Annotated in this window: 13 protein-coding genes and 2 pseudogenes; 9 read left to right on the top strand and 6 right to left on the bottom strand. The window is 69.1% G+C overall.

The features are described 5' to 3' along the window. Positions 1-3: 3 nt before the first annotated feature. From ACGFX9_RS32805 to ACGFX9_RS32775, 7 genes and pseudogenes are all read left to right on the top strand, one after another. Positions 4-852, top strand: coding sequence for a phytanoyl-CoA dioxygenase family protein (locus ACGFX9_RS32805; RefSeq protein WP_393481519.1), 849 nt, complete (start codon positions 4-6; stop codon positions 850-852). After that, positions 849-1,144, top strand: a pseudogene (locus tag ACGFX9_RS32800) (hypothetical protein). Before ACGFX9_RS32805 ends, ACGFX9_RS32800 begins: the two are co-directional and overlap by 4 nt. Positions 1,145-1,192: 48 nt before the next feature. Then, a complete protein-coding gene (locus ACGFX9_RS32795; RefSeq protein WP_393481516.1) occupies positions 1,193-2,188 on the top strand; it encodes an acetylxylan esterase in 996 nt (331 codons plus the stop codon). Positions 2,189-2,299: 111 nt separating this feature from the next. After that, the gene (locus tag ACGFX9_RS32790) at positions 2,300-4,330 is read left to right on the top strand and encodes a beta-galactosidase (RefSeq protein ID WP_393481514.1); all 2,031 of its coding nucleotides are present in this window, start codon (positions 2,300-2,302) and stop codon (positions 4,328-4,330) included. A 95-nt stretch (positions 4,331-4,425) separates the two neighbouring features. Continuing rightward, entirely contained in the window at positions 4,426-5,931 is a 1,506-nt protein-coding gene (locus ACGFX9_RS32785) for a glycoside hydrolase family 43 protein (RefSeq protein ID WP_393481511.1), read from the top strand. Positions 5,932-6,044: 113 nt separating this feature from the next. Beyond that, on the top strand, positions 6,045-7,733 hold the full coding sequence (locus ACGFX9_RS32780; RefSeq protein ID WP_393481923.1) for a cellulase family glycosylhydrolase: 1,689 nt from the start codon (positions 6,045-6,047) through the stop codon (positions 7,731-7,733). Positions 7,734-7,904: 171 nt separating this feature from the next. Beyond that, positions 7,905-9,656: a cellulase family glycosylhydrolase gene (locus tag ACGFX9_RS32775; RefSeq protein ID WP_393481508.1), complete on the top strand. Its 1,752-nt coding sequence runs from the start codon at positions 7,905-7,907 to the stop codon at positions 9,654-9,656. Positions 9,657-9,732: 76 nt separating this feature from the next. On the opposite strand, the gene ACGFX9_RS32770 is transcribed toward ACGFX9_RS32775, so the two are convergent. Both ACGFX9_RS32770 and ACGFX9_RS32765 read right to left on the bottom strand, forming a co-directional pair. Next, the gene (locus ACGFX9_RS32770; protein WP_393481505.1) at positions 9,733-10,905 is read right to left on the bottom strand and encodes an SGNH/GDSL hydrolase family protein; all 1,173 of its coding nucleotides are present in this window, start codon (positions 10,903-10,905) and stop codon (positions 9,733-9,735) included. A gap of 47 nt (positions 10,906-10,952) precedes the next feature. Beyond that, positions 10,953-12,527 (bottom strand): non-reducing end alpha-L-arabinofuranosidase family hydrolase, encoded by a 1,575-nt coding sequence (locus ACGFX9_RS32765; protein ID WP_393481502.1) that lies wholly within the window; start codon positions 12,525-12,527, stop codon positions 10,953-10,955. Between the two features lie 541 nt (positions 12,528-13,068). Here ACGFX9_RS32765 and ACGFX9_RS32760 point away from each other — a divergent pair. Together ACGFX9_RS32760 and ACGFX9_RS32755 are read left to right on the top strand one after the other, a co-directional pair. Then, positions 13,069-14,397, top strand: coding sequence for a glycoside hydrolase family 2 TIM barrel-domain containing protein (locus ACGFX9_RS32760; RefSeq protein WP_393481499.1), 1,329 nt, complete (start codon positions 13,069-13,071; stop codon positions 14,395-14,397). 46 nt (positions 14,398-14,443) lie between these two features. Beyond that, positions 14,444-16,002: pseudogene (locus ACGFX9_RS32755) on the top strand (beta-galactosidase domain 4-containing protein). A 177-nt stretch (positions 16,003-16,179) separates the two neighbouring features. On the opposite strand, the gene ACGFX9_RS32750 reads toward ACGFX9_RS32755, so the two are convergent. The 4 genes from ACGFX9_RS32750 to ACGFX9_RS32735 all read right to left on the bottom strand — a co-directional run bounded on the left by ACGFX9_RS32750 (position 16,180) and on the right by ACGFX9_RS32735 (position 24,476). After that, positions 16,180-18,291: a glycoside hydrolase family 6 protein gene (locus tag ACGFX9_RS32750; protein WP_393481496.1), complete on the bottom strand. Its 2,112-nt coding sequence runs from the start codon at positions 18,289-18,291 to the stop codon at positions 16,180-16,182. A gap of 150 nt (positions 18,292-18,441) precedes the next feature. Continuing rightward, a complete protein-coding gene (locus tag ACGFX9_RS32745; protein ID WP_393481493.1) occupies positions 18,442-19,989 on the bottom strand; it encodes a cellulose binding domain-containing protein in 1,548 nt (515 codons plus the stop codon). After that, positions 19,986-22,736, bottom strand: coding sequence for a glycoside hydrolase family 48 protein (locus tag ACGFX9_RS32740; RefSeq protein WP_393481920.1), 2,751 nt, complete (start codon positions 22,734-22,736; stop codon positions 19,986-19,988). The genes ACGFX9_RS32745 and ACGFX9_RS32740 overlap by 4 nt, the downstream gene beginning before the upstream one ends. 201 nt (positions 22,737-22,937) lie before the next feature. Continuing rightward, complete coding sequence (locus ACGFX9_RS32735; protein WP_393481490.1) at positions 22,938-24,476, bottom strand: endo-1,4-beta-xylanase; 1,539 nt, start codon at positions 24,474-24,476, stop codon at positions 22,938-22,940. Positions 24,477-24,625 lie beyond the last annotated feature (149 nt).

The raw sequence follows: 24,625 nt of genomic DNA, 5'->3' as shown, positions 1-24,625 counted from the left end.
CCCATGAGCGAAGAACAACAACCGACCAGCGAGGCAGACATGGAGAAACACGAGACACTGCTCAGCTCCGTACAGATGGCACAGTTCGTGGCGCGGGGTTCGCTGCGCCTGGACGCGGTGGTCCCTGCGGAGCTGAACGCCGAGGCCATGGCGACCTCGGCGCTGGGCCCGCACGTCGCGTACGGAACCCCGCTGTCGAAGGCGTACCCGGACGGGTCCCTGGCCAAGAGGCTGCTGGAGGTCCCTGAAGTGGCCGGGGCGCTGCGCAGTCTCGTGGGCCCCGAGCCGACCGTCGACCACGACGCGGTGCACATCCGCGAACCACGCGGCGGGGCGGCCCAGTCGCTGCACGCCGACGCGATCATCGACGTCCGCCCCGACGCCTTCGACGTGCAGCTCATGCACTACCCGCAGGAGGTGACCCTGGAGATGGGCGGCACGCTCAGCGTCCCCGGCAGCCACCTGCGGCGGGTCAACGAGACGGACACGGGCCGCTACCAGAACCTGCTCGGCCAGGACCGCCTTGTCTGCCCGGCCGGCACGGTGGTCTTCGTGCACCACGGCATCTGGCACGGCGGCCGTCGCAACGACAGCGACTCGACGCGCTACATGTTCAAGATCCGGTTCAATCCGACGGTCCGTCAGCAACGGCTGTGGGACACCACGGACCTGGACTCTCCGGAGGTCCTCGCGGCGTTGGGCGAGACCTTCTCCTGGTACGAGCAGGCCGCCGGCCGCCTGGAGCTCTACAACCGGTCTCTGCTGTGGCGGGAGCTCACCGGAGACCAAGGCTTCGACCTCGACTACTGGGTGACCAGGGTCGCCAACCGCCCCCAGATGGAGGCGATATGACCACCACTACCGCCTCGACGCAGCGTCAGCAGGTGCTGGTGCTGTTCCTGTCGGACTCCTCCTGGATGCCCGCGTCGTCGGCTGGTCGCGCTACGACGGCACCGGCGACACCTCGCCGACCACCGGCGACAGCGATGTGCCTCCCTATGCCACGGGCACGGACGCGCTGCGGGACGGCTGGCGGCTGTTCCAGGTGTCGCCACTGCTGCCGCCCTACCCGGGCCATGAGTACGACGTTTCCTTCCTCAAGCACGAGTTCCTCTTCGAGAGGATCGTGCAAGTTGCCCCATAGGCAACTCCATGACCCGACCCACCACAAACGCCGTCCTGGAGCAGACCCATGCCGCTGACAGACTTCGGACTTGACGAACTCGTCGACTACCGGCCGCAGTCGGCCGTGCCCGGCGACTTCGACTCGTTCTGGGAGCACACCCTCGCCGACGCCCGGGCACGGGCACGGGCCGGAGAAGTGCGGGTGCAGGGGGTGACCGAGCGGTTCCGGCTGCGGACCGTCGACGTGGACGACGTCCGTTTCCCCGGCTGGAACGGTGCAGCGGTGGCCGCGTGGCTGCTGCGCCCGCGCGGGGCCGAGGGCCCGCTGCCGGTCGTCGTCACCTACCTCGGCTACGGCGGCGGCCGGGGACTGCCCACCGAGCACCTCTTCTGGCCCTCGGCCGGCTACGCCCAGCTGATGGTCGACAGCCGTGGCCAGGGCCACGACACCCCGGACCGAGGTGCGGGTGCGAGCGAAGGCACCCAGTGGGCAGAGGGACTGATGACCCGCGGCATCGAAGCGCCTGAGACCTACTACTACCGCCGCCTGATCACAGACTGCGTCCTGGCGGTGGACGCGGTGGCGCAGCTCCCTGGCCTCGACCCGGCCAGGATGGTGCTGGCCGGCGGCAGCCAGGGTGGCGGGCTGACCCTGGCCGCGGCCGGGCTCTGCGGGGACAGCGTCGCGGCTGCCATGCCCGATGTGCCGTTCCTGTGCCACTTCCGCAGTGCCGTCCAGATCAGCGGTGAGGGCCCCTATGTGGAAGTCGCCAAGTACCTGCGCTGGCACAGTCGGCACCGGGTCGACCAGACCCTCGCCGCCCTCGACTACTTCGACGGCGTCCACTTCGCCCGGCGGGCCACCGCACCGGCCCTGTTCAGCGTCGGCCTGATGGACCCGGTCTGCCCGCCGTCCACGGTCTACGCCGCCTACAACCACTACGCAGGCGAGGACCGCTCCATCACCGTCTGGCCCTTCGGCGACCACGGCGGCGGCTATGGGTCCAACCCGCCCGCGCAATTGGAGTGGCTGGACGGGCGCGGGCTGGCCCCCAAGCCCTGACCTCGGCGCCCTGCCTACCGGCCTGAACCGAACCGGCCCGGCCTGAACCGAACCGGCCCGAACTGAACCGGCCTGAACCGACCACCGACGCCCTGACCGGAGGACCGGACCATGACCACCCCCTCGCAGGCTTCCCGTTCACGAAGCACCCGCCCGCCGGCCGCCGACGCCCTGACGGACCGTCTCGGCGGTCTCGCCTTCGGCGGTGACTACAACCCCGAGCAGTGGACCGAGGAGGTCTGGAAGCAGGACGACGAGCTGATGCGCACGGCCAGGGTCAACCTGGCCACGGTCGGGGTCTTCTCCTGGGCCCTCCTTGAACCGGAGGAAGGCCGCTATGACTTCGCCTGGCTGGACGCCCACCTCGAGAGGCTGCACGCCAACGGCGTCGCTGTGGACCTGGCCACCCCGACCGCCTCCCCGCCGCCGTGGTTCTCGCTCGCGCACCCCGACGCCCTGCCGGTCCAGATGGACGGCACCCGCTTCACCCACGGCAGCCGCGACACCTACTGCCTGGCCGCGCCCGCCTACCGCGCCGCTGCCCGGCGCGTGGCCGGGGCACTGGCCGAGCGTTACGGCGACCACCCCGCGCTGGCGCTGTGGCACGTCCACAACGAATACGCGTCAGTGTGCTGGTGCGACCACACCGCCGCGGCGTTCCGGCTCTGGCTCCAGGCCCGGCACGGGTCCCTTGACGCCCTCAACGAGTCCTGGGGGACAGCCTTCTGGAGCCAGCGCTACCACTCCTGGGAGGAGATCCAGCCGCCCCGCGCCACCCAGTGGCACAAGAACCCCGGGCAGGCGCTCGACTTCCGCCGCTTCTGGTCCGACGAGGCACTGGCAGCCTTCCGTGAGCAGCGCGACGCGATCCGCGCCGCAAGCGACCGCCCGGTGACCACCAACCTGATGCTGCCCGGCTACCAGACCCTCGACCTGTGGGCCTTCGGCCGCGAGGTCGACGTCGTCAGCATCGACCACTACCCGAGCGCGCCGGGCCTGGACGCCGCCGCCGACACCGCCTTCGGCGCAGACAGGGCCCGCTCCTTCGCCGGGGGCGCCCCCTGGCTGCTGATGGAGCAGGGCACCAACACCGTGTACGCCGGCGACCGGACCCTGGGCAAGGAGCCCGGCGACATCCTGCGCCACAGTCTGGGCCATATCGCCAGGGGCTCCGAGGGCGCGCTGTTCTTCCAGTGGCGCCAGTCCCGCGCGGGCGCCGAGCAGTGGCACTCGGCGATGGTGCCGCACGCAGGACCCGACAGCCGGATCTTCCGCGAGGTCACCGGGACCGGCGAGGCCGTCGCCCGGCTCGGCGAGCTCGCCGGCTCCACCGTCCACGCCGATGTCGCCGTGCTGCACGACTCCGACGCCTGGTGGGCCATGGACTCCGACGGGCTGCCCTCCGCCGAACTCGACTACCTCGGCACACTGCGCCGGGCCCACCGGGCGCTGTGGGACGCCGGTGTCACCGTCGACTTCGCACATCCCGAGCAGGAGCTGGACCGCTACCGCCTTGTCGTGGCACCGGCGCTGTTCCTGCTCTCCGATGCCGCGGCCGCCAACCTGCGCCGCTACGTCGAGGGCGGCGGCACCCTCCTTGTCCAGTACGCCTGCGCCTACGCGGACGACCGGATGCAGGCCCGCCTCGGCGGCTACCCCGCACAGCCGCTGCGCGAGGCGCTGGGCATCCGGGTCGAGGAGTACCGCCCACTGGGACACGGCGAGCTGATCCAGCTGTCCGAGGGATCGCGGGCCACCGTCTGGAGCGAACTGCTGCACACCGAAGGCGCCGAGACGCTCGCCACGTACACCCACGGCATGCTCGACGCCGGCCCGGCGCTGACCCGCCACCGCTTCGGCGGCGGACAAGGCTGGTATCTCTCCACACGCCTGGAGGACGCCGACTACAGCGCTCTGGTACGCCAGTTGCTCGACGCGGCCGGAGTCACGCCCGGCCTTCCCGGCCTGCCGACCGGCGTGGAAGCCGTCACCCGGCACGCGCCCGACGGCCGCAGCTGGCAGTTCCTGATCAACCACGGCACGGATGCCGTACGCCTGCCGAGCCCGGCCCACGATCTGCTCACCGGGACCGTCGCCCACGAACTGCCCGCCGGCGGTTGCGCGGTGCTGCGCGGCTCGTGACCCCGCACGTTGCCCGACCGGTCGGACCGCGCCGCCAGGCCTGACCGGCGCACCCGTCCGCTGCGCATCTCCCGTACCCGAAAGGACCTCGTGGCGTGTCAGACACCACCCGCCCCACCAACCCCGTGATCCCCGGATTCCACCCCGACCCCAGCATCTGCCGCGTCGGCGACGACTACTACCTCGTCTGCTCCAGCTTCGAGTACTTTCCCGGCATCCCCGTCTTCCACAGCCGCGACCTGGCTCACTGGACACAGATCGGCAACGCCCTTGACCGGCCGAGCCAGTTGAGCCTGCCGGCCGACATGCCGTCCTCCGCCGGGATCTACGCCCCGACCCTGCGGCACCACGACGGACGCTTCTGGCTGATCGTCACCAATGTGAGCAAGGGCGTCGGCAATATCGTCGTCTCCGCCACCGACCCCGCCGGTCCCTGGTCGGATCCCGTCCGGCTGCCCGGCGTGCCCGGCATCGACCCCGATCTGGCCTGGGACGAGGACGGCACCTGCTGGTGCACCGTCGCCGGGGTCACGCAGGTGCGGATCGACCTGGCGACCGGGGAGACATTCGGGCCGCCGAAGAAGCTGTGGTCGGGCGCACCGGGAGCCAAGGCCCCGGAAGCGCCGCACCTGTACCGGATCGGGGAGTACTGGTATCTGCTCATCGCCGTGGGAGGCACCGAGCGCGGCCACGGCGTGGCGATCGCCCGCGGCCATGCGCCCAGCGGCCCGTTCGAGCCGTGCCCCGCCAACCCGATCCTCACCCACCGCGGAACCGACCACCCCGTGCAGAACACCGGGCACGCGGATCTGGTCCAGGCCCCCGACGGATCCTGGTGGATGGTCATGCTCGGGGTGCGGCCGGGCGGCGGCACCCCGGGCTGGCACGTGCTCGGCCGGGAGACCTTCCTGGCGCCCGTCACCTGGGTGGACGGCTGGCCGGTCGTCGGCGAAGTCGCCCTGGATCTACCGAAGTTCCCGTGGCCGCTTGCCCCCGGCCCCGTCGAGGAGCAGCGGGACGACTTCGAGCTGAACGAACTGCGCCCGTCGTGGATCTCGCTGCGCGACCGCCCGGCCGAGCACTTCACCACCAAGGAACGCCCGGGCTGGCTGACGCTCCGCGCCCGGGGCGACTCCCTGGACGCGGCCGACGTCGTCTTCGCCGGCCGGCGCCAGCAACATCTGAGGTGCCGTGCGCGCACCCTCATCGACGCCTCGCAGGGATGCGGCGGTCTGGCCGTACGGCTTGACGAGCGGCACCACTACGCGATCGAGGTGTCCGACACCGAGGTGCGGGTCATGGCCCGCGTCGGGACCCTGCGCTCCGTCGTGGCCGCGGAGCCCCTGACCGGCGGGCCGGTCGTCCTGGGCGTCACCATCACCGACCCGCTGCCTCCGCACGACTCCCGCACCAGCCCCGACGCCATCTCTCTTGGCTTCGAACGGCCCGACGGCACCTTCACCACGCTCGCCACCCTCGACGGCCGCTACCTGTCGACCGAGGTCGCAGGCGGCTTCACCGGCCGCGTCATCGGCATGTACGCGACGAGCGGCACCACCCACTTCGACTGGTTCGACTACGAACCCACCACCGCGCCATGACCCCCGATCCGAGCACCACCCACATGACCGACCGAAAGGGACGACACGTGAGGGACATACGGAAATCGGAGTACCACCGCGGCCGTCGCCGCGGGCGCCTGGCTGCCCTGCTGATGACGCTGCTCGTGGTCGTGGGCCTGTCCGGCAGCATCGCGATGGCCACGGCCGACAGCTCGGCACACCAGGTCCAATCCAAGGTGAGAGTTCCCGCCGGCGCCATGGACGCCGTCGCCGAGATGCAGCCCAGCTGGAACCTGGGCAACACCCTGGACGCCTTTCCGAACGAGACGTCCTGGGGCAATCCACCGACCACCAAAGCACTGTTCGACACCATCCGCGCGCAGGGTTTCCGCAGCGTACGCATCCCGGTGACCTGGACCGACCACCGGTCGGCCACCGCTCCCTACACCATCGACGCCGCGTACATGGCCCGGGTGAAGCAGGTGGTGGACTGGGCGCTCGCCGACGGCCTCTATGTCGTGATCAACGTCCACCACGACTCGTGGCAGTGGATCAACAAGATGGCCACCGACCACGACAAGGTGCGCGCACGCTTCAACGCCACCTGGACCCAGATCTCCTCGACCTTCCGGGACGCACCACGCACCCTGCTCTTCGAAAGTGTCAACGAGCCGGTCTTCGACGACGCCACGGACACGCAGAAGGCCGAGCTCCTGAACGAGCTGAACACCTCCTTCCACAAGGTCGTCCGCTCGTCGGGCGGCGGCAACACCAACCGCCTGCTCGCCCTGCCCACGCAGTACTGCACGGCCGACCAGAAGCCCATGGACGAACTGAACGCCACGATCAGCGCCCTGCACGACCCCAATCTGGTGGCCACCGTGCACTTCTACGGCTGGTACCCGTTCAGCGTGAACGTCGCGGGCGGCACTCACTACGACGCCACCGCCCAGAAGAACACGACCGACTCCTTCGCCCGGATGCGCGACACATTCGTCGCCAAGGGAATCCCCGTCTACCTCGGCGAGTACGGGCTGCTCAGCTGGCCCGACGACAACCATCCCCCGCGCGTCGAGCGGGGTGAGGCGCTGAAGTACTTCGAAAACGTCAGCAACGCGGCGCGCGCCGCCAAAGTCACCACCGCCCTGTGGGACCCCTTCGCCTACCTGAACCGCGACACGATGAAATGGCGCGACCCCGCCCTGTTCTCCTGGATCAAGTCGAGCTGGACCACCCGTTCGGGAACCGCCTCCTTCGACAAGGTCTTCGTGCGGATGTCGAGCCCGATCACCGCCCAGTCGCTCACACTGAACCCGAACGGCACCACCTTCCGGGGCCTGTGGCAAGGCGACACTCGGCTCGTCGCGGGACGCGACTACACGCTCTCCGGTAACAAACTCACCCTCACGGCCGCCGCACTGACCCGGCTGACCGGCAACCATGACTACGGAGTCAACGCGACGCTCCAGGCACGGTTCTCCCGCGGACTGCCCTGGAACATCGACATCGTCACCCACGACACTCCGGTGCTGTCCAACTCCACGGGTACGACCGGCTCGTTCACCATTCCCACGCAGTACCGCGGTGACGTGCTGGCGACCATGGAGGCCAAGTACGCCGACGGCAGCACCGCCGGCCAGACCTCCTGGACTCCGTACCAGGAGTTCAACAAGGCGTTCTCGCCCGACTATCCGGGCGGTAAGACCACCCTGACCACTGAGTTCCTTGACGCGCTGCGCGCCGACGCGCCAGTGACACTGACCTTCCACTACTACAGCGGCGCCACCGTCACCTACCACGTGACCAAGTCCGGAAGCTCGGTCACCGGCACGACGTCCTGAGCAACGGCCCCTCGCCCTGGTTGCCCGACTCGCACCGGGCAACCAGGGCGTTTCCACGTACGAAACATTTCAGCGAAATCGAAAATTGATGGGCGAAACACGGCAACCTCCCGTTCACCGGCGGCAACTGCACGAAGAGACACTGACCAGGTCTTCCAGAACGGATGAACGATGAAGAACAAACAGTCCCCACAGCACCGCCGCCGCAGACTGCGGCTGACCGTGGGAGTGCCGCTGGCCGCGGTCGTCGCGAGCGTGCTCACGTACGGCACGGTCTTCGGAACGTTCGGCGACGACGCCACCCCCAAGGCGTCCGCGGCCGCCGCCCCGGTTCCCGCCGACGCGAAGGCGGCCGTGGCCGCGATGCAGCCGGGCTGGAACCTCGGCAACAGCCTTGACGCCGTCCCCGACGAGACGGCGTGGGGCCAGCCCCGCACCACAAAGGCCCTGCTGGACAAGGTCCGCGCCCAGGGCTTCAACAGCATCCGGGTGCCCGTGACATGGAGCGACCACCAGGGAGCGGCACCGAATTACACCATCGACCCCGCGTACATCAAGAGGGTCAAGCAAGTGGTCGACTGGGCGATCGACGACGGTCTCTATGTGATCCTCGACGTCCATCACGACTCATGGCAGTGGACGAAGGCGATGTCCACCGACCACGACAAGGTGCTGTCCCGCTTCAACTCCACCTGGACCCAGATCTCCAAGGCGTTCAAGAACGAGCCCGCGAAGCTGGTCTTCGAGAGCATCAACGAGCCCCAGTTCGACAACGCCGACGCTGACCGGAAGGCCGATCTGCTCAATGAGTTGAACACCTCCTTCCACAAGGTCGTGCGCGGGTCGGGAGGGAACAACAAGAGCCGCCTGCTCATGCTGCCCACCGAAGGCTGCACGCCCGACCAGGCACTGATGAACAACCTGGCCACCAAGATCAAGTCCTTGCGCGACCCGAGGCTGATCGCCACCGTGCACTACTACGGCTACTTTCCGTTCAGCGTGAACCTCGCCGGCTCCACCCGCTTCGATGCCACGGCCCAGGGGGACTTGGACAAGGCATTCAAGCGGATGCATGACACCTTCGTCGCCAAGGACATCCCCGTCGTCCTCGGCGAGGACGGGCTGCTCGGCGACGACCACGGTCCCGGCGGTGTGGAACGCGGCGAGATGCTGAAGTACTTCGAGGCGCTCGGCCACACGGCCCGCACCAACAAGGTCACCACCGTCCTGTGGGACAACGGGTCCCTCTTCGACCGCAGCCGGGGACAGTGGAAGGACGCCGGACTGTTCCGTCAGATCAAGTCGAGTTGGACGACGCGCTCGGCAACGGCCGCTTCGGACAACGTCTTTGTGCCGAAATCCGGCCCGGTCAAGGTCCGTACGCTCACCCTGAACCTGAACGGTGCCACCTTCAAGGCGCTCAAGCAGGGGACCACCAAGCTGGTCAACGGCAAGGACTACACACTCTCCGGAAACCGTCTCACCCTGAAGGCGGCGACGCTTGCCCGCCTCGTCGGCGATCGCAGCGAGGGGGTCAACGCGACGCTGCAGGCCGAGTTCTCCCGAGGTGTGCCCTGGCGCATCCAGGTGATCTCCCACGGCACCCCGGTGCAGTCGGCTGCCACCGGAGCGGCCGATGCGTTCCGGATCCCCACACGGTTCCGCGGGGACGTGCTGGCGACGATGACCGCCAAGTACGCCGACGGCAGCAATGCCGGACCGACTGACTGGACCCCGTACCAGCAGTTCAACAAGGCGTTCTCGCCCGACTACGGGAAGAACTTCATCCGCCTCACCCCCGCCTTCCTCGACGCGGTGAAGGCAGGTTCGCGCGTGACGCTCACCTTCCACTTCTGGAGCGGCGCCAAGGTGACGTACTACGTGACGAAGTCGGGATCCACCGTGACCGGAACGACCTCCTGAGAGGTCGGTAAGGCCGCGTCATGCCGATGCGGTGAGGCAGGGTCGGCCCTGCCTCACCGCATCACCTTTGGTGCCGTTACCAGCCTGTCGGCAGACCGCCGATGAACGACGTGAGGCGGTCGGCGATGAGCCGGTCGTCGTGGGCCGAGTAGTGCCAGTCGCAGCCGGAGAAGTCCAGGCCCGAGTCGTCGAGGGACCAGTAGCGGACCCGGCTGTCGCCGGCGTCGTTGCGTGCCTTGACGACCTCCTTGACATGGCCGGCGTACTGGCCGGAGCCGATCGCCACGACGGTCGTGTCGGCGCCGTAGCGCGTGCGCAGCTTCTGGATGAAGTCGCCGTACGCGCCGCGGTAGGCGGCCGCGAGGCTGTCCGGCGTCCACGGCTCACCGGGGTTGACCGCGGTCGAGAAGTCGTTGGTGCCGAGGTTGACCACCACGACCTTGGGGCGCCAGGTGCCCGGGTTCTGCCAGACGTCACCCGACACGTTCAGCAGGGCACGGTCGTAGAAGGTCCGGTACGTGACGTCCGGCGAGCCTCCGTTGTAGTTGCGCACCATGCCACGGCCCGAGTAGCCGTTGATCTGGTAGTCGGCGTTCATCCGCCGGGCGGTGAGGGCGCCGTAGCTCACATCGGAGTTGGTGTTCCGCTTGACCTGCTCCGAGGTGCACGTGCGTGACGTCGAGAGGTTGCCGTAGCCCACCGTGAGGGAGTCGCCGATGAACTCGATCTGGCGATCGCGGGCGGCCGGTTTGCTCAGTACGGCACCGCCGGGTGCGGCGACGAAACCTCCGAAGGTGCTGGTGTCCCCTGGAGTGTCGTTGCGCTTGACGAGCCGGACGGTGTGCGTGCCGTTCGACAGGCCCTTGACCCAGTGCGTGGTGTTGCCGGGCGTGACGAGCGTGTCGACGGTTGCTCCGTCGATCTGGACGTCGTAGTCGGCGGCCGAGTCGTTGAGAACGATGCCCACGCCGGTACCGCTGAAGCGGCCCTCGAAGTACACGCCGGGCCAGCTGTACTGCACGGTGTCTCCGCCGTCCTTGACCCGCCCGGCGGTGTGCACCTGTGCCAGCACCCCTTTCGCGCGGACCAGTTGCCACTGCTGGTTGGCGCTCTTGGTGGGGGTCGACTGCGTGAGACTCGCCCCGTCGGCGGCGCCCAACCCGGTCAAGAGCGCCGCCATCAGGGCGGTCACCGCGATGAGCACTCCCGTACGCCGTCGGCGTCCCCACCAGGACGTGCTGAATCCCAAATGCATGGCATCCCTCTGCATTCTTGTCGCTTTCACTGAGTCAAGAGTCAGCAGTTGGAGTTCGACTGCGTCAGCAGGCCCATGCGGTAGGGGAGTTGTGAGTAGTCGCCGCCGGAGTTGGGATCACGCCCTTGGTATACGTACTGCAGATGGCAGGGGTCGATGGGCAGTGTCTGGTCGTTGCCGGCCCGGATCATCTCGCCGTGGCTGATGTCGTTGGTCCACGCGGGGCCGTTGAAGGAGACGTTGGCCTTGCCCGCGAACGGGGCGCTCTCGGTGGCCGCCTGCGGGGACCAGGTGCCGGTCAGGCTCGACGACGTCCAGGAGCGGAAGTAGCGTCCGTTCGCACCGATCGCCTCGACGATGAGGAGGTACTGGTTCGTCCCGGACACCTTGTACACGTTCGACGCCTCGAAGAGAGCGTACTTGGAGTCCGTCATGACGATCTGGGTGTTGCCGAACCCGTTGGGGAAGTTCGCGAGGGTGGTCTGCGCGCGGTAGAGGTGGCCGTTGTCGTCGCTGAAGAACAGGTAGCAGTTCGACGTGTCGCAGATCGTCCAGAAGTCGATCCAGCCGCCGTCGCCCTTGTTCTGCGTCACGATCGCGGGCTCGGACGCGATGAACGTCTTCGGTGTGGACCAGGATTTGGGGTTCGACGGGTCGGTCGTGGTCGAGTAGGTGGGCGGGCCGGTCTGGTAGACCATGTACCACAGGCCTTGCGGGGCGTTGTAGAAGACTTGGGGAGCGGCGCGATAGCCGCTGCCGATGCCCGACGAGTCGAGGTAGTGCTGGGTGGCCGAGGACGCGTCCGCCCACTTCTCGAAGCTGAAGTACTCCAGGTTCCAGCCGCCGGACTTGCTGGCCGTGGTGGCGTACACGTGGTATTTGCCGTTGTACCGGATGACCGAGAAGTCCTTGATCGAGGCGAGGTTGTGCGAGGCGTCGGACTTCGGCCCGGCCAGTACGCCGGTCGACACCCACGACGGCGCCGACGACAGTGAGGTGGAGACGGTTCCGGCCCGCACCAACTGCCACTGCTGGGCGGTCGCGCCGCTGTCGGCGGTCTGAACAACCGCTGCACCATCGGCAGTTGAGGCCCCGGATACGCTGACGGCTTTGTTGCTGGCCTTGCCGATCAGGCGGACATGGCCGTCAGAGGAGTCGGCGAGCGAGAAACGCTGATTGCTTCCGTTCGCGTCGTCCCACTGCTGGATGCGGGCGCCATCGGCGGTGGACGCCCCGGCCACGTCGAGCACTTTGCCGGTGAAGCGGGATCGGATCTCGTACGCGCCGTTGCCCGCGTCGACGAACCGCCACTGCTGCCAGGCGCCACTGTTGCGGGTGTACTGCTGCATACCTGTGCCGTTGTCCACGTCGCGGCCGGTGACATCGAGAGCCTTGCCGCTGGCGCGGTTGACCAGCACGTACCAGGCGCCGGTGTCGACCGTTGCCGCCGAGGCAGGAGCCGCGCCGAGGGCGACGCACAGGCCGGCCAGCAGCGCGGCGACCAGGACGCCGACGATCCCTCGTCGCCTGCCCGCTCTGTGTGGGCGATGCTGAGCAGTTCTGGACGTGGCCGGGTCTTCTGACGCGGACGAGCCTGACGTTCTGTGCGTGACCATGGCGCCTCCTTGCGGGGTGCGGGTGCTGTCGCTGAACCGGCAGAGCGTTGGGAGCGCTCCCAGTCGCCGGTTGATGTCAGGTGGAGCCGAGCGGGGAGCCCGAGGCCCCCGCAACGGCCTACGGGTTCGATATTTCGGACGATGAACGAACCTCCGGACGCCGTGAATCATAGAATTCCCACAGCCAACGTCAACCCCTCGCGCATGAGGGAACTCATCAACCGCAGGGCAGCGTCGCGGAGTTGAAGCCCTCCCGAGATGCCTCGTGGGCGCTGAGCTGTTCGACATCGCCGCGGGGCGCCGCGTTCGCACGGCCCAACCCCCGGAACAGCCCCGTGTGATGGCGGCGCTTCCCGCAAGACACCTTCGATAGTACGGTCGCCCGCATCATCCAAGATCGCCGGAGGATGCCGCATGTCCGCCCGCTATTTCGAGGACTTCGCACCCGGCCACGGCAGGGCCGTGCCGCGCGCAGCCCTGGACTCCGACGCCCCAGAATCGACCTCAACGGGGACTGGGCGTTCCGGTTCTCGCCCGCCCTGTGCCCGGAACCGGACGGATTCGAAGCCCCGGACTTCGACGACGGATCCTGGGACGCCCTTCGCACTGGCAGCTGCACGGCTACGGCCGCCCCATTTACGTCAACATCGCCTACCCGATACCGGTCGACCCGCCCTTCGTCCCGGACGAGAACGAGACCGGGGACTACCGCCGGGTCTTCGACCTGCCCGCCACCTGGGCCAACGCGCCGACCGTGGTGCGCTTCGAAGGCGTGGACTCCTGCGCCCGGGTCTGGCTCAACGGCCGTGAGCTGGGCGTCACTTACGGCAGCCGCCTGCCGACCGGGTTCGACGTGACCGAGCTGCTGCGGCCCGGCCGGAACGTCCTCGCGGTCCGGGTGCACCAGTTCTCCGCGGGCACCTACCTCGAGGACCAGGACACCTGGCGCCTGTCGGGCATCTTCCGCGATATGTCCTTGCTGGCCCGCCCGACGGGCGGCATCCGGGACGTCTTCGTGCACGCCGACTACGACGCGGACACCGGCGCGGGCCAGCTCCGGGTGGAGGCCGACGCGGACGCACCGGTACGGATCGACATCCCGGCCCTCGGGATCCACGACCAGCCGGCCGGGGACGAGTTCGCCTTCGCGGCGGTACGGCCCTGGAGCGCGGAGGACCCGCAGCTCTACGAGGCGTACCTGGCCACGGGCAGCGAGCGGGTCCGGATCCGGGTCGGGTTCCGCAGCGTGGCCGTCGACGAGGCAGGGGTGCTCCGGGTCAACGGCCGCCGGGTGGTGCTGCGCGGCGTGAACCGGCACGAGTTCGACCCCGATCGCGGCCGTGCGCTCTCGCTCGAAGTCATGCGCCGTGACGTGGAGTTGATGAAGCAGCACAACATCAACGCCGTGCGCACCGCGCACTACCCGCCGCACCCCGCGTTCCTCGACCTGTGCGACGAGCTCGGCCTGTGGGTCATGGTCGAATGCGACCTCGAGACCCACGGCTTCGAGCATGCCGATCCGGAGCGCTGGCAGCGCAACCCCTCCGACAACCCTCGCTGGCATGACGCCTACCTGGACCGCATCGAGCGGACCGTGGAACGGGACAAGAACCACCCGAGCGTCATCCTGTGGTCGCTCGGCAACGAGGCCGGGGACGGCCGCAACCTCCGGGCCATGTCCGAGTGGGTCCGGCGGCGCGACCCGTCCCGCCCGATCCACTACGAGGCCGACCGGCTCGGCGAGTACACCGACGTGCAGGGCCAGATGTACCGGCCGGCCCGCCGCCGTCGCCCGGATCGGCAGGGGACAGCAGCTGCCGGGCGAGGTCCACTATCCGGCGCGCGCCGGCTCCGGCGACCCGGCGGATGACCCGCGCAACCGCAAGCCCTTCCTGCTCGCCGAGTTCGCCCACGCCATGGGCAACGGGCCCGGCGGACTCGCCGAATACATGCAGCTGTGCGACGAGTACCCGCGGGTCCAGGGTGGCTACGTCTGGGAGTGGATGGACCAGGGACTGCGCACCCGTGACGCCCAGGGGCGCGAGTTCTTCGGCTACGGCGGCGACTTCGGTGAGGACCTGCACGACGGCAACTTCATCTGCGACGGCCTGGTCCTCCCCGACCGCACTCCCTCCCCGGGTCTCCTGGAGTACGCGAAGGTGATCGCCCCCGTCCGCATAGGCCCCGGCCCGGAGGCGGACGCCTTCACGGTGGAGAACCACTACGAGGTCCTGGACCTGTCCCACCTGCGGTTCACCTGGTCACTGGCCCGCGAAGGGGTCGAGCTGGCCCATGGCGTGCTGCCCACACCGGAGCTCGCGGCCGGGGAACATGGCTGGCTGCCGCTGCCCCGCCTTGACCCTCCCCCAGCTACCGCTGGGAGGTGCCCCCAGGGCGGGGAGGACGGCGGAGGCGAGCTCTGGCTCACCGTCCAGGCGGAGCTGGCCAAGCCCGCCGACTGGGCCCCTGAAGGTCACGTGGTCGCCTGGGGGCAACTTCAGCTCCAGCTCCAGCTCCAGCTCTCCGCGACGGACCGTCGCCGACCGATCGGCCCGCCGGGCCCTGCCCGCAGCGACGGCGAGTACATTCTGCTGGGCCCCGGCTGCTTCGACCGGACCACCGGAGCTCTGCTCTCCATCGGCGAACTCTCCCTCCGCGGACCACGGCTGAACCTGTGGCGCGCCCCCACCGACAACGACCGCGGCCGGCACCAGCGCGACGCCGCCTACTGGAAGGACCGTGGACTCGACCGACTGCGGTACCGCACCGTCTCCGTCACCCCGGACGCCCACGGCATGACAGTCGTCGTCCGCAACGCCGCCGCGGGCAGCTCCGGTTACCTCACCACCTACCGCTGGGACAGCGACGGTGACAGCCTGCGCCTGCGGGTGCACGCCGAACCCGTCGGCCACTGGCCGGAGCGGGGCGATGACTTCGGCGACACCATGGTGGACCCGGCACTCCCGCCGGAGGAGTACCAGGAGCTGGTCCGCAGGAACGGGGCCCGCTCACTGGCGCGCATCGGACTCGACTGGGAGATCCCCGCCGACCGGTCCCAGGTGGAGTGGTTCGGAACAGGCCCCGGCGAGGCCTACCCCGACTCGCGGCAGGCAGTCCGCGTCGGCGGTTTCCGCGCGACCTGGTCGAGCTGCGGACGCCCTACGTGCGCCCCCAGGAGAACGGCAACCGTGCGGACACCCGCTGGGCCACCTTCACCGAGGGGGCAGGGAACGGACTGCGCGTCATGGGCGAGGAGCCGTTCCATTTCGCCGCGCGCCGCTGGACCGACCGACAGCTCGACGCCGCACGGCACCCCAGCGATCTCACCCCGGGCCCGGTGATCCACCTCCACACCGACCATGCCGTCCAGGGCCTCGGCACCGCCGCGGTGGGACCGGGCGTACTGCCTCAGTACCGGCTCGAACTCGCCCCGGTGGGCTTCGCGTTCGTCCTGACTCCCCTGCAAGATAGCTGAGTGGACGTTGAGTCCGATCTTGCCTGCGCCGACTCGGCCCTGATCAGCGTCTCCGGCAGCACACCTTGGGCCCGGTGACGGCACCCCCCTGGTCATCCGATCGACAGGGGGGCACCGTCATGCCGGGCCTGGTGGCCGATGGCCCTCCTTGAGGACCGCGGCATGGATCACGCAAGATCAGGGGGCGGTGCCCCAGGAGAGCGTGCCGTTCACGTACGCGCCGATCTTCGCCGCGTCGGCGAAGGACGTGCTGGTCGAACGGCTGTAGTCGTCCGCCTCGTTGAAGTTGGACCAGTCGCTCTTGTTCAGCCGGAGCTGCATCTCACCGGTGGAGGCGCCGGCGGCCAGGGTGCCGCTGCCGAACGAGACCTCCAGGTAGTGGCTGGCACCGGCTGCCGAACCGGCGGTCTTCACCCCGTGGGTCAGGGTCCCGCAGCCGATGACCGCGTAGTCGCACGAGGTACCGAAGGTGGAGGACCCGGACTCGGGGGTGAACCAGTAGCGCAGCTTCACCTTGGACAGGTCCACCGCGGTGCTGCCGGTGTTGACCACCTGCAAGGCCATCCGGATCTGGTTGTCGGTGGCGGAGGAGTCGGTGTTCTTGTACTGGACCTTGAGGGCGCCCGTCCCGGTGCCGCCGCCCGCCGACGTGGTGACCGAGAGGGCGCTGGAGGCCGCCGAGACGTTACCTGCGGCATCCTTGGCCTTGACCGTGTAGCTGTAGGCGGTCGAGGCCGCCAGTCCCGTGTCGGTGTACGAGGTCGTGGTCGTGGAGCCCACCTTCACTCCGGAGCGGAACACGTCGTAGCCGCTCACACCGGTGTCGTCGGTCGACGCAGTCCAGGACAGCGAGACGCTGTCGGCGGTCTTCGCCGTCGCCGTCAGGCCGGTCGGGGCGGTCGGCGCCTTGGTGTCGCCACCGCCGCCGCCGTTGATCGCCGGGTAGGCGTTGCGCACGAGCTCCTGGAACTGCGCGGAGAACCAGTGGCCCGCGAGCGGGGAGTTGGGCAGGGCGCCGGACATGCTGTTGCCGTTGCGGCCGTTACCGGTGTACGTGGGGTCGCACATCCGGTCGAAGCCCTTGCCCTCGTCGTTGTCGATGGGGGCGCTGTTGCCGTCGGACTCACCCGGGGGCTTCGCCCAGACGTACGCGTCGATGCCGGGCTCCGGCGCGCTGGTGGGACGTTCGCCGATGCCCGCGCCGCTCTGGTTGCACCAGTTGCCGGCGTGGATGCGCCGGTCGACCCGGCCGCCGTTGACGTAGGTGTCCACGCTGGTCTGCGGGCCGGGGCCGGTGGGCCGTGCGGAGCCGCCCCAGCCGTTGCGGGCCGTGTCGATCAGCATGCCGATGTTGGAGTTGAAGCCCTCGCTCACCAGTTGGGTACGCAGCGCCTGGGCGAACGACAGCTCATCGACGTAGTAGTTCCAGTCGACCCACTTGGACTGGCGCACCGTGGTGCCGTTCACCGAGTCGGTGACCTTGAAGTTCGGCTCTTTGAGCGCCGAGTAGTTGGCCGTGTTCACGATGAAGCCCGAGACGTCGGCGACCGTGGCGCCCTCGGTCGTGGCCGCCTTCTTGAACTCCGTGACGGCCGGACCCATGTTGCTGTCCCAGCCCAGCCAGCCGTGGTGGGCGGCGTCGATGTAGTTGTAGACGTTGGGAATGGCACCCAGGGTGTGCAGCGCGTAGCCGATGCCCTTCTCGTAGTTGCCGTTCGCCTTCATCGTCGCGCAGGCTTCGGTCGAACCGGCTGTGCCGCCCGCGTTGGTGACCAGGTTCGGCAGCGAGTCGGGCTCGATGACCGTGACGATGCGCAGGTTCGCGTACGCCGGATCGTCGAGGACGTCGGAGATCGGGTCGATGTACTCGCTCTTGTAGCGGCCCAGCTCGGTCGGGCCGAGCTCACCGTTGGACGCCAGCGCGGCGCAGTCCCGTCCCGGCAGGTCGTAGATGACGACCTGGAACAGGTTCGCGCCCTGGTCCAGTGCCGTGTCGAGGTGTTCGCGCAGGCCCTTCGCCTGGGACGAGCCCTTGATGGCCGCGATGCGGTCCATCCAGACGAAGGCCGGCGTGTCGGCGATGGCGGCGCCGCCCGGTTCGGCCGCGGCCTTGGCGGACCAGTCGGGGTTCACATACGCCTTGGCGCCCACGTAGGGATTGTCGACCCGCGCCGCCGCCGATGCGGGGGTGGTGGGGATGATGACGGCCAGCGCCGCGCCCATGGCCAGGGCGGAGACTGCGGCCAGTCTTCGGCGTAGCCGGTGCAAGGTGGTTCCACTGGTACTCATTGCGGCTCCGTGCTCCTCTCGTGCGCCTGCGGATGCTCCTCGCAGGCGGTTCGTGGGGTGTCGGCTGTGCACCCGATGGCGGGTATCGCGGGGCGGATGGACAACCCGCCATCGGGAGTGGGATGGGTGGCCGGCGCTGTCAGCGCCCGGTCACGGTGAAGTGCCCGACGCCAGGGCGCCGTTGACGTACACGGCGACCTTCGGGGCGTCGGCGAAGGCCGTGTTGGTGGCCCTGCTGTAGTCGTCGGTCTCGTTGAAGTTGGACCAGTCGCTCTTGTTCAGCCGCAGCTGCATCTCACCGGTGGAGGCGCCGGGTGCCAGGCTGCCGTCGGTGAAGCCGACTTCCAGGTAGTGGTCCGCGCCGGGTTTGCCGGACCCTGCGGACACCACGCGGTGGGTGACCGCGCCGCAGCCGATCACCGCGTAGTCGCACGCTGTGCCGTACGTGGCCGCGCCGGACTCGCCGCTGAACCAGTAGCGCAGGGTGACCTTGCTCAGATCGACCGCCGTGGAGCCGGTGTTGACGAGCCGGAGGCCGGGTCTGATCTGGTTGTCGCCCGGCGAGGAGTCGTTGTTCTTGTACTGGGCCTTGATGGCGCCGGTCGGTCCGCCGCCTCCCGGCGAGGTGGTCGCGGTGACCGGCGCGGAGGCCGCGGAGGTGTTCCCCGCCGCGTCCTTGGCCCGCACGGTGTAGCTGTGGGTGGAGGACGCGGTAAGCCCCGTGTCGGTGAACGAGGCGGAGGCGGTGGTGCCCGCCTTCACCCCGTCCCGGTAGACGTCGTACCCGCTGACAGCGGTGTCGTCGGTCGCCGGAGTCCAGGAGAGCGAGACAGAGCTGCTGGTCGTGCCGGTCACGGCCACGCCCGCCGGCACCGTCGGTGCCTGGGTGTCCGGCCCGCCGCCGTCGTCCTCCTTGCTCGCCGCGAAGGAGAAGCCGTTCATTCCGAGGCCCTGACCGCCCTGCCAGATCTCGAACCCGGCCTCCGCGTCGATGAGATGGTGCGCGGGGTTGATCGATCCGCGGCCGACGCCGTCGTCGATCAGCTTCTTCACGTTGAAGTCGGTGAGCTCGGTGGCGCCGCCCTGGAGCACGTACGAGATGACTTTCCAGCCCGAGGCGCCGGGACCGGTCCAGACGTCCCAGTTCCGGCCGTCGAGCTGCACCGTGGCGGTGCGGGACCCGATCGGCTGGACGCCGCCGCGATGGTTCATCCAGATCATCAGCTCGGTGCCGTCCGGCTGGTCGTCGGTGATCGGCGCCGAGTTGAACCAGATGTCCATCGACGCGTTGTACGCGCCGGAGCCGACCTGGGTGGTCGACCAGTCGGTGCGTACGCTGCCCAGCTCGTCGACGCGCAACGGCAGCCCGCTGCCCGTGGTGCACGCCCCCCAGTGACAGCCCTTGTAACTGGAGGGATAGGTGGCCGGGGCGGCGTTCGTCGGCAGGGAGAACGAGGCCTTGGTGACGCTCCAGGCGCCCGTGGCCGGGTCGACGCTCACACACTGCTCGGCTTCGGAGTTCCACTCGTTCTGCTGGTAGGTGTACTCCCCGCCCCGCAGTTGGGTGGTGCCCCACTGAGTGCAGTCGGTGACCGGAGCCGCCGCCGAGGCGGCCGGGGCGCCGGTGAGCATCGACGCGGCGGCGAGTACGAACGCTGCCGCTGTCCCGGCCAGGAGCGGGAACCGCCTGCCGGTCACGGCTCGATTCCCCACGCGAGGGTTCCGGCGACGTAGGCGCCGACCTTGGAGGAGTCCACGTACGCGGTGTTGGTGGCGTGGCTGTAGTCGTCCGCCTCGTTGAAGTTGGACCAGTCGCTCTTGTTCGTCCGCAGCTGGATCTCGCCCGTCGACGCACCGGCGGCCAGGGTTCCGGCACCGCCGGTGAAGCCGATCTCCAGATAGCGGTCGGCTCCCGTCGTGGGGCTGGAGACGGCGGTCACCGAGTGGGTGATGTTGGACGAGCCGAGCGCGGCGTAGTCGCAGTACGTGCCGAAGGTGTTCGGTCCGCCGTCGGAGGTGAACCAGTACCGCACCTTTACCGTCGACAGGTCGATGGGGGCGCTGCCCGTGTTCAGCACCCGCAGGCCCATCCTGATCTGGTTGTCACCGGTGGCCGAGTCGTTGTTCTTGTACTGGACCTTCACCGCGCCGGTGCCGCTCGACCCGCCCTTCGTGGTGGCGGTGACCGCGGCTGAAAGCGCAGAGGTGTTGCCCCCCGCGTCCCGTGCCGCGACCGCGTACCTGTACTCGGTCTTCGCGGCGAGAGCGGTGTCGGTGAACGTCCGGGCGGTGGCGTTGCCCGCAAGGACTCCGTTGCGGTAGACGTCGTAGCCGGTCACGCCGACGTTGTCGGTGGCGGCCGACCAGGAGAGCGACACGCTGTCGCTGGTCGTCGCGGTCACGGTGAGGCCGGCCGGAACCGAAGGGGCCTCGGTGTCCCCGCCGGTCCCGCCGCCGTCCACCAGCAGCTCCGCGTAGATCGCGAAGGCCAGCGCGAGCGCCGCCTGCGCCCAGAACCGGTGGAACGTGAACGTGGGTGCGGCACCGCCGTCGAGGTAGGCCTGCACCTTGGGCCAGTCCGGGTCGTCCTTGTACCAGCTGCGGATGCTGATGAAGGTCGCACCCGGCTTGATGGGGTCACCGTTCGGCATCGTGCCCGACCAGCCGTCCGGGATGTACACCTTGTCGTTGAACCGGTTGTAGTCCCTGCGGGTCTCCGGCACGGCGATGCCCTTGGCGGTGGTGTTCAGCGCCATCGCGTCCAGGAGCGCCTTGGCCAGCGCCGCGGCGTCCTTGTCGCCCGACTTGGCGGCGTAGTAGGTGAGCGTCTTGACGTACGCGGCGCCGACACCGACGTCGTTGGCGTAGTCCACCACCGTGACGTGCAGGCCCGCGTTCTTCCCGGGTGACGCCGCGTTCCAGGTGTCGGGCTGACCGGTCCACTTGAGCGTGGAGGGGAAGCGGAAGCTGCCGTCGGCGCCCACCGTCGTCTCGGACGCGGCCCAGGCGACCCACTTGGACAGCACGGCCTTGGCGGCGGCGTTGCCCGTCTCGTGGTAATACGCCGCGAGCCGCTCCATGCCCCACGCCTGGAAGCCGAACCAGTTGTTGCTCGGCGGGTCGTGATAGACCGGCTGCCAGTCGTACGCCATGCCGTAGAAGGTCGGCGTACCGGCCGGCGGCTTGCTGTAGCTCCCCTCCCAGCTGTTGGTGCAGCCGCCCGCGAAGGCGCCCTCGCTGGACTGCAGCCAGGTCAGGAACTCCAGCTGCCGGGTCAGGCTCTTGGACCAGTCGCCCCTGGCCGTGGCCGACTTGGGGGTCAGCGCCGGTACGTTGGACAGCGCCCAGGCCGAGAGCGGGTTCTGGTAGCCCTGGTGGGAGGCGCCGTCACCGATGCGCCAGGCCCATCCGCCGCCGCTGTCCGCCGCTGCGCCACCCCAGGCGTAGTACCAGGACAGCAGGTAGTGCTGGGCGTCCCGGCCGGAGGCGGCCGGACAGGAGGCCGGGTCGGTGCAGTCGCCGATCCGCTTGAAGTACTTGTCGAACATGGCGTAGCGGAGGAAGTCGCCCATCTTGGCGGCCTTCGCCACCGAGGCCGCGACCTCGCTCGACTTGCCCTGGGCAGAGGCCCAGCGGAAGGCCCAGTAGGCCGCCTGCACAGCGCGGGCGTCGGCGTCCGGCGCGTTGGTGTACTTCCACTGCTTGGCGTAGCTCGCGTCGCCCACGAACAGGTCGAGGTAGCCGTTGGGCCCGCCGTACTTGAAGAGGTCGGTGGTGGGCTGCGGCACGGTCTCCCACACCGACTCCTGCGCGCCGCGCTGGTAGGTGTTGATGTAGGAGGCCCCGGCGCCAGGCCCGGACTCGCCGCCGGTGCCGGGCTTGTTGCCGTAGCCGTAGACGTTGTCGAGGTCCATCAGCCAGTGCATGCCGTAGACGTCCATCGTCCCGTAGGACGCGGCGAGTTCGGTGGCGAGCGGATCCGTGCCGACCCGGACGCTGCCGTCCAGGGCGGAGGGGTAGCCGCTGGGCAGCGGGTGCTCAGGGGCATAGGTCGCGGGAGAGGAGGGATTGTAGGAGCCGGAGGTCGACTGGTCCGCGTGCTGGGGAATGATCGTCTTCTCGGCCACCGCCCAGGCCGCGTTGAAGGGGGCCCAGTCACCGGTCACCCGTCCGTACGCCGCCTCAAGCCACATCCAGAAGCTGACCGCCTCCGACGTGGTCTGGTGACCGTGGTCGGGCGCCTCCACCATCAGGGTCTCGACCGAGTGGTACGGCAGACCGTCCGGGCTGAAGTAGCCGTTGGCGGACGCCTTGATCTTGCGGTACTGAGTGAGGAAGGCCTGCGTGTAAGGGTCGTCGGCCGCGGCCGCGCGGGCGCCGGTGCCGGCCGCCGGGGGATCGGGTTGGGCGACGGCGGTGCCCTGCGCGAGGCCGACGGCGACCAGACTGCCGCCTAAGGCGCTGCTGAACGTTCTTCGTGATATCGACACAAATCCTCCATTGGGGGGTGTCGTCGGGGGAAGGAGGGGTGAGGAACGGGGGAGGGGGGACGGGGGGGGCGAGCGGGAAGGTGCGGCGGGGGAGCGGAAGGCGGTGCGGAAGGATGGGGCGGCCGGTGCGGCCGGTGCGGCCGGTGCGGCCGATGGTCAGGGCTCGATGCCCCAGACCCGCTCGCCACCCACGTAGACGACGATCTTCAGGGCGTCCGCGTACGAGGTGCCGCTGCCGTGGCTGTAGTCGTCGGACTCGTCGAAGTTCGACCAGTCCGTCTTGTTCAGCCGCAGCTGGATCTCGCCTGTTGAGGCGCCCGGGGCCAGGCTGCCGCCGCGGAAGCCGACTTCGAGGTAATGGTCGGCGCCCGCCTTCGGGATACCCGCGGTGGCCACCCGGTGGGTCACGGTGGAGCAGCCGATCGGGGACCAGTCGCACCACGTGCTGTACGAGGAAGCTCCGTTCTCCGAGGTGAACCAGTACCGGACCGTCACGTCCGAGAGGCTGACCGCCGTGCTGCCGGTGTTCACGAGTTGGACGCCGGGCTTGATCTGGTTGTCACGCGTAGCGGAGTCGCTGCTGCGGTACTGCGCCTTGAGCGCCCCCGGTCCGCCGTCCCCGCCGTCGTCCTCGCCGCCCAGAGCCGTGCGCACGGCGGAGTGGGCGGGCTTGGGCAGCAGGTTCTCGTCGTACAGATTGGCCGAGCCCTGACCGGGGAACGTGCTCGGGACCCAGGAGTACTTGTCCGTGTAGTCCCACACCGTGATACCGATGCAACGCTCGACTGCCAGGCAGGTCTCGACCACTTGCCGGTAGTACGAGGACTGCGTTGCGGTCTTGGCCGCATCGGCCGGCAGTTCCATGCGCACGTCGAGTTCCGTGACGGCCACATCGAGACCGAGGTCGGCGAACCGCTGCATGTTGGCCCGCATCTGGTTCGGGAAGCCGTACTGGACGGCCAGATGCGCCTGCATCCCGACTCCGTCGAGCGGCACGCCCTCGTCGAGCAGCTCCTTCACAAGGGTGTACATGGCGTCGCTCTTCGCGCCGAGCCCCTCGATGTTGTAGTCGTTGAGATAGAGCTCGGCGTCCGGGTCTGCGGCGTGGGCGGCGCGCAGGGCGGTGGCGATGTAGTCGCTGCCCATGGCGGTGTAGAAGGGACTTGAGCGGAAGGTCCCGTCCTCGTTGAACGGCTCGTTCACCACGTCCCACGCGGTGACCTCGCCGCGGTAGTGCGCGGCCTCCTCGGTGACGTGGCGGGTCATCGCCGCCTCGACCCGTGCCGACGGCAGAGCGCCGACCCAGCCCGGCAGTTGGCTGTGCCAGACCAGGGTGTGGCCGCGCACGGTCTGGCCGTGCTGCGCGGCGAAGTCGGTGATCACATCGCCCTTGGCGAAGTCGAACTGGCCCTGGACGGGCTCGGTGGTGTCCCACTTCATGGAGTTGCCGGGGGTGATCTGTCCGAACTCGGAGCCCAGGATGGCCGAGTAGGCGGCATCGGGCAGTTCGGGGTTGTCGGTGGCGGAGCCGAAGTACTTGCCCTGGGCGGCGGCGAGTTCATGCAACGTGTCCTGCTGGGCCGCGGTGGCCGGCCCGCCCGTCAGGGTGACGGCCAGGGCGAGCGTGAGGGCGCCGATCAGGAGGGCCGGGAGCCCTCTGGTGCGGCCGTGCCTGGAGCGCTTCGGCGAGCTCATGACAAACGCCTTCCTCTGCCGGACGGCCTGGAGCATGACGGGGAGCGCGTATGCGCCGCGTCACGTCCTTTCGTCATCCGGTGCGGGGGAGTGGAATGTGCGAGTCTTCGTTGTGGGAGCGCTCCCAAGGTGGCGCGGTGGCAGGCACG

The organism is Streptomyces sp. NPDC048436 (assembly GCF_043200355.1).
Taxonomy (GTDB): domain Bacteria; phylum Actinomycetota; class Actinomycetes; order Streptomycetales; family Streptomycetaceae; genus Streptomyces.
Note: the sequence above shows the minus strand (reverse complement) of the source record. Positions and strands in the feature narration are given on the sequence as shown.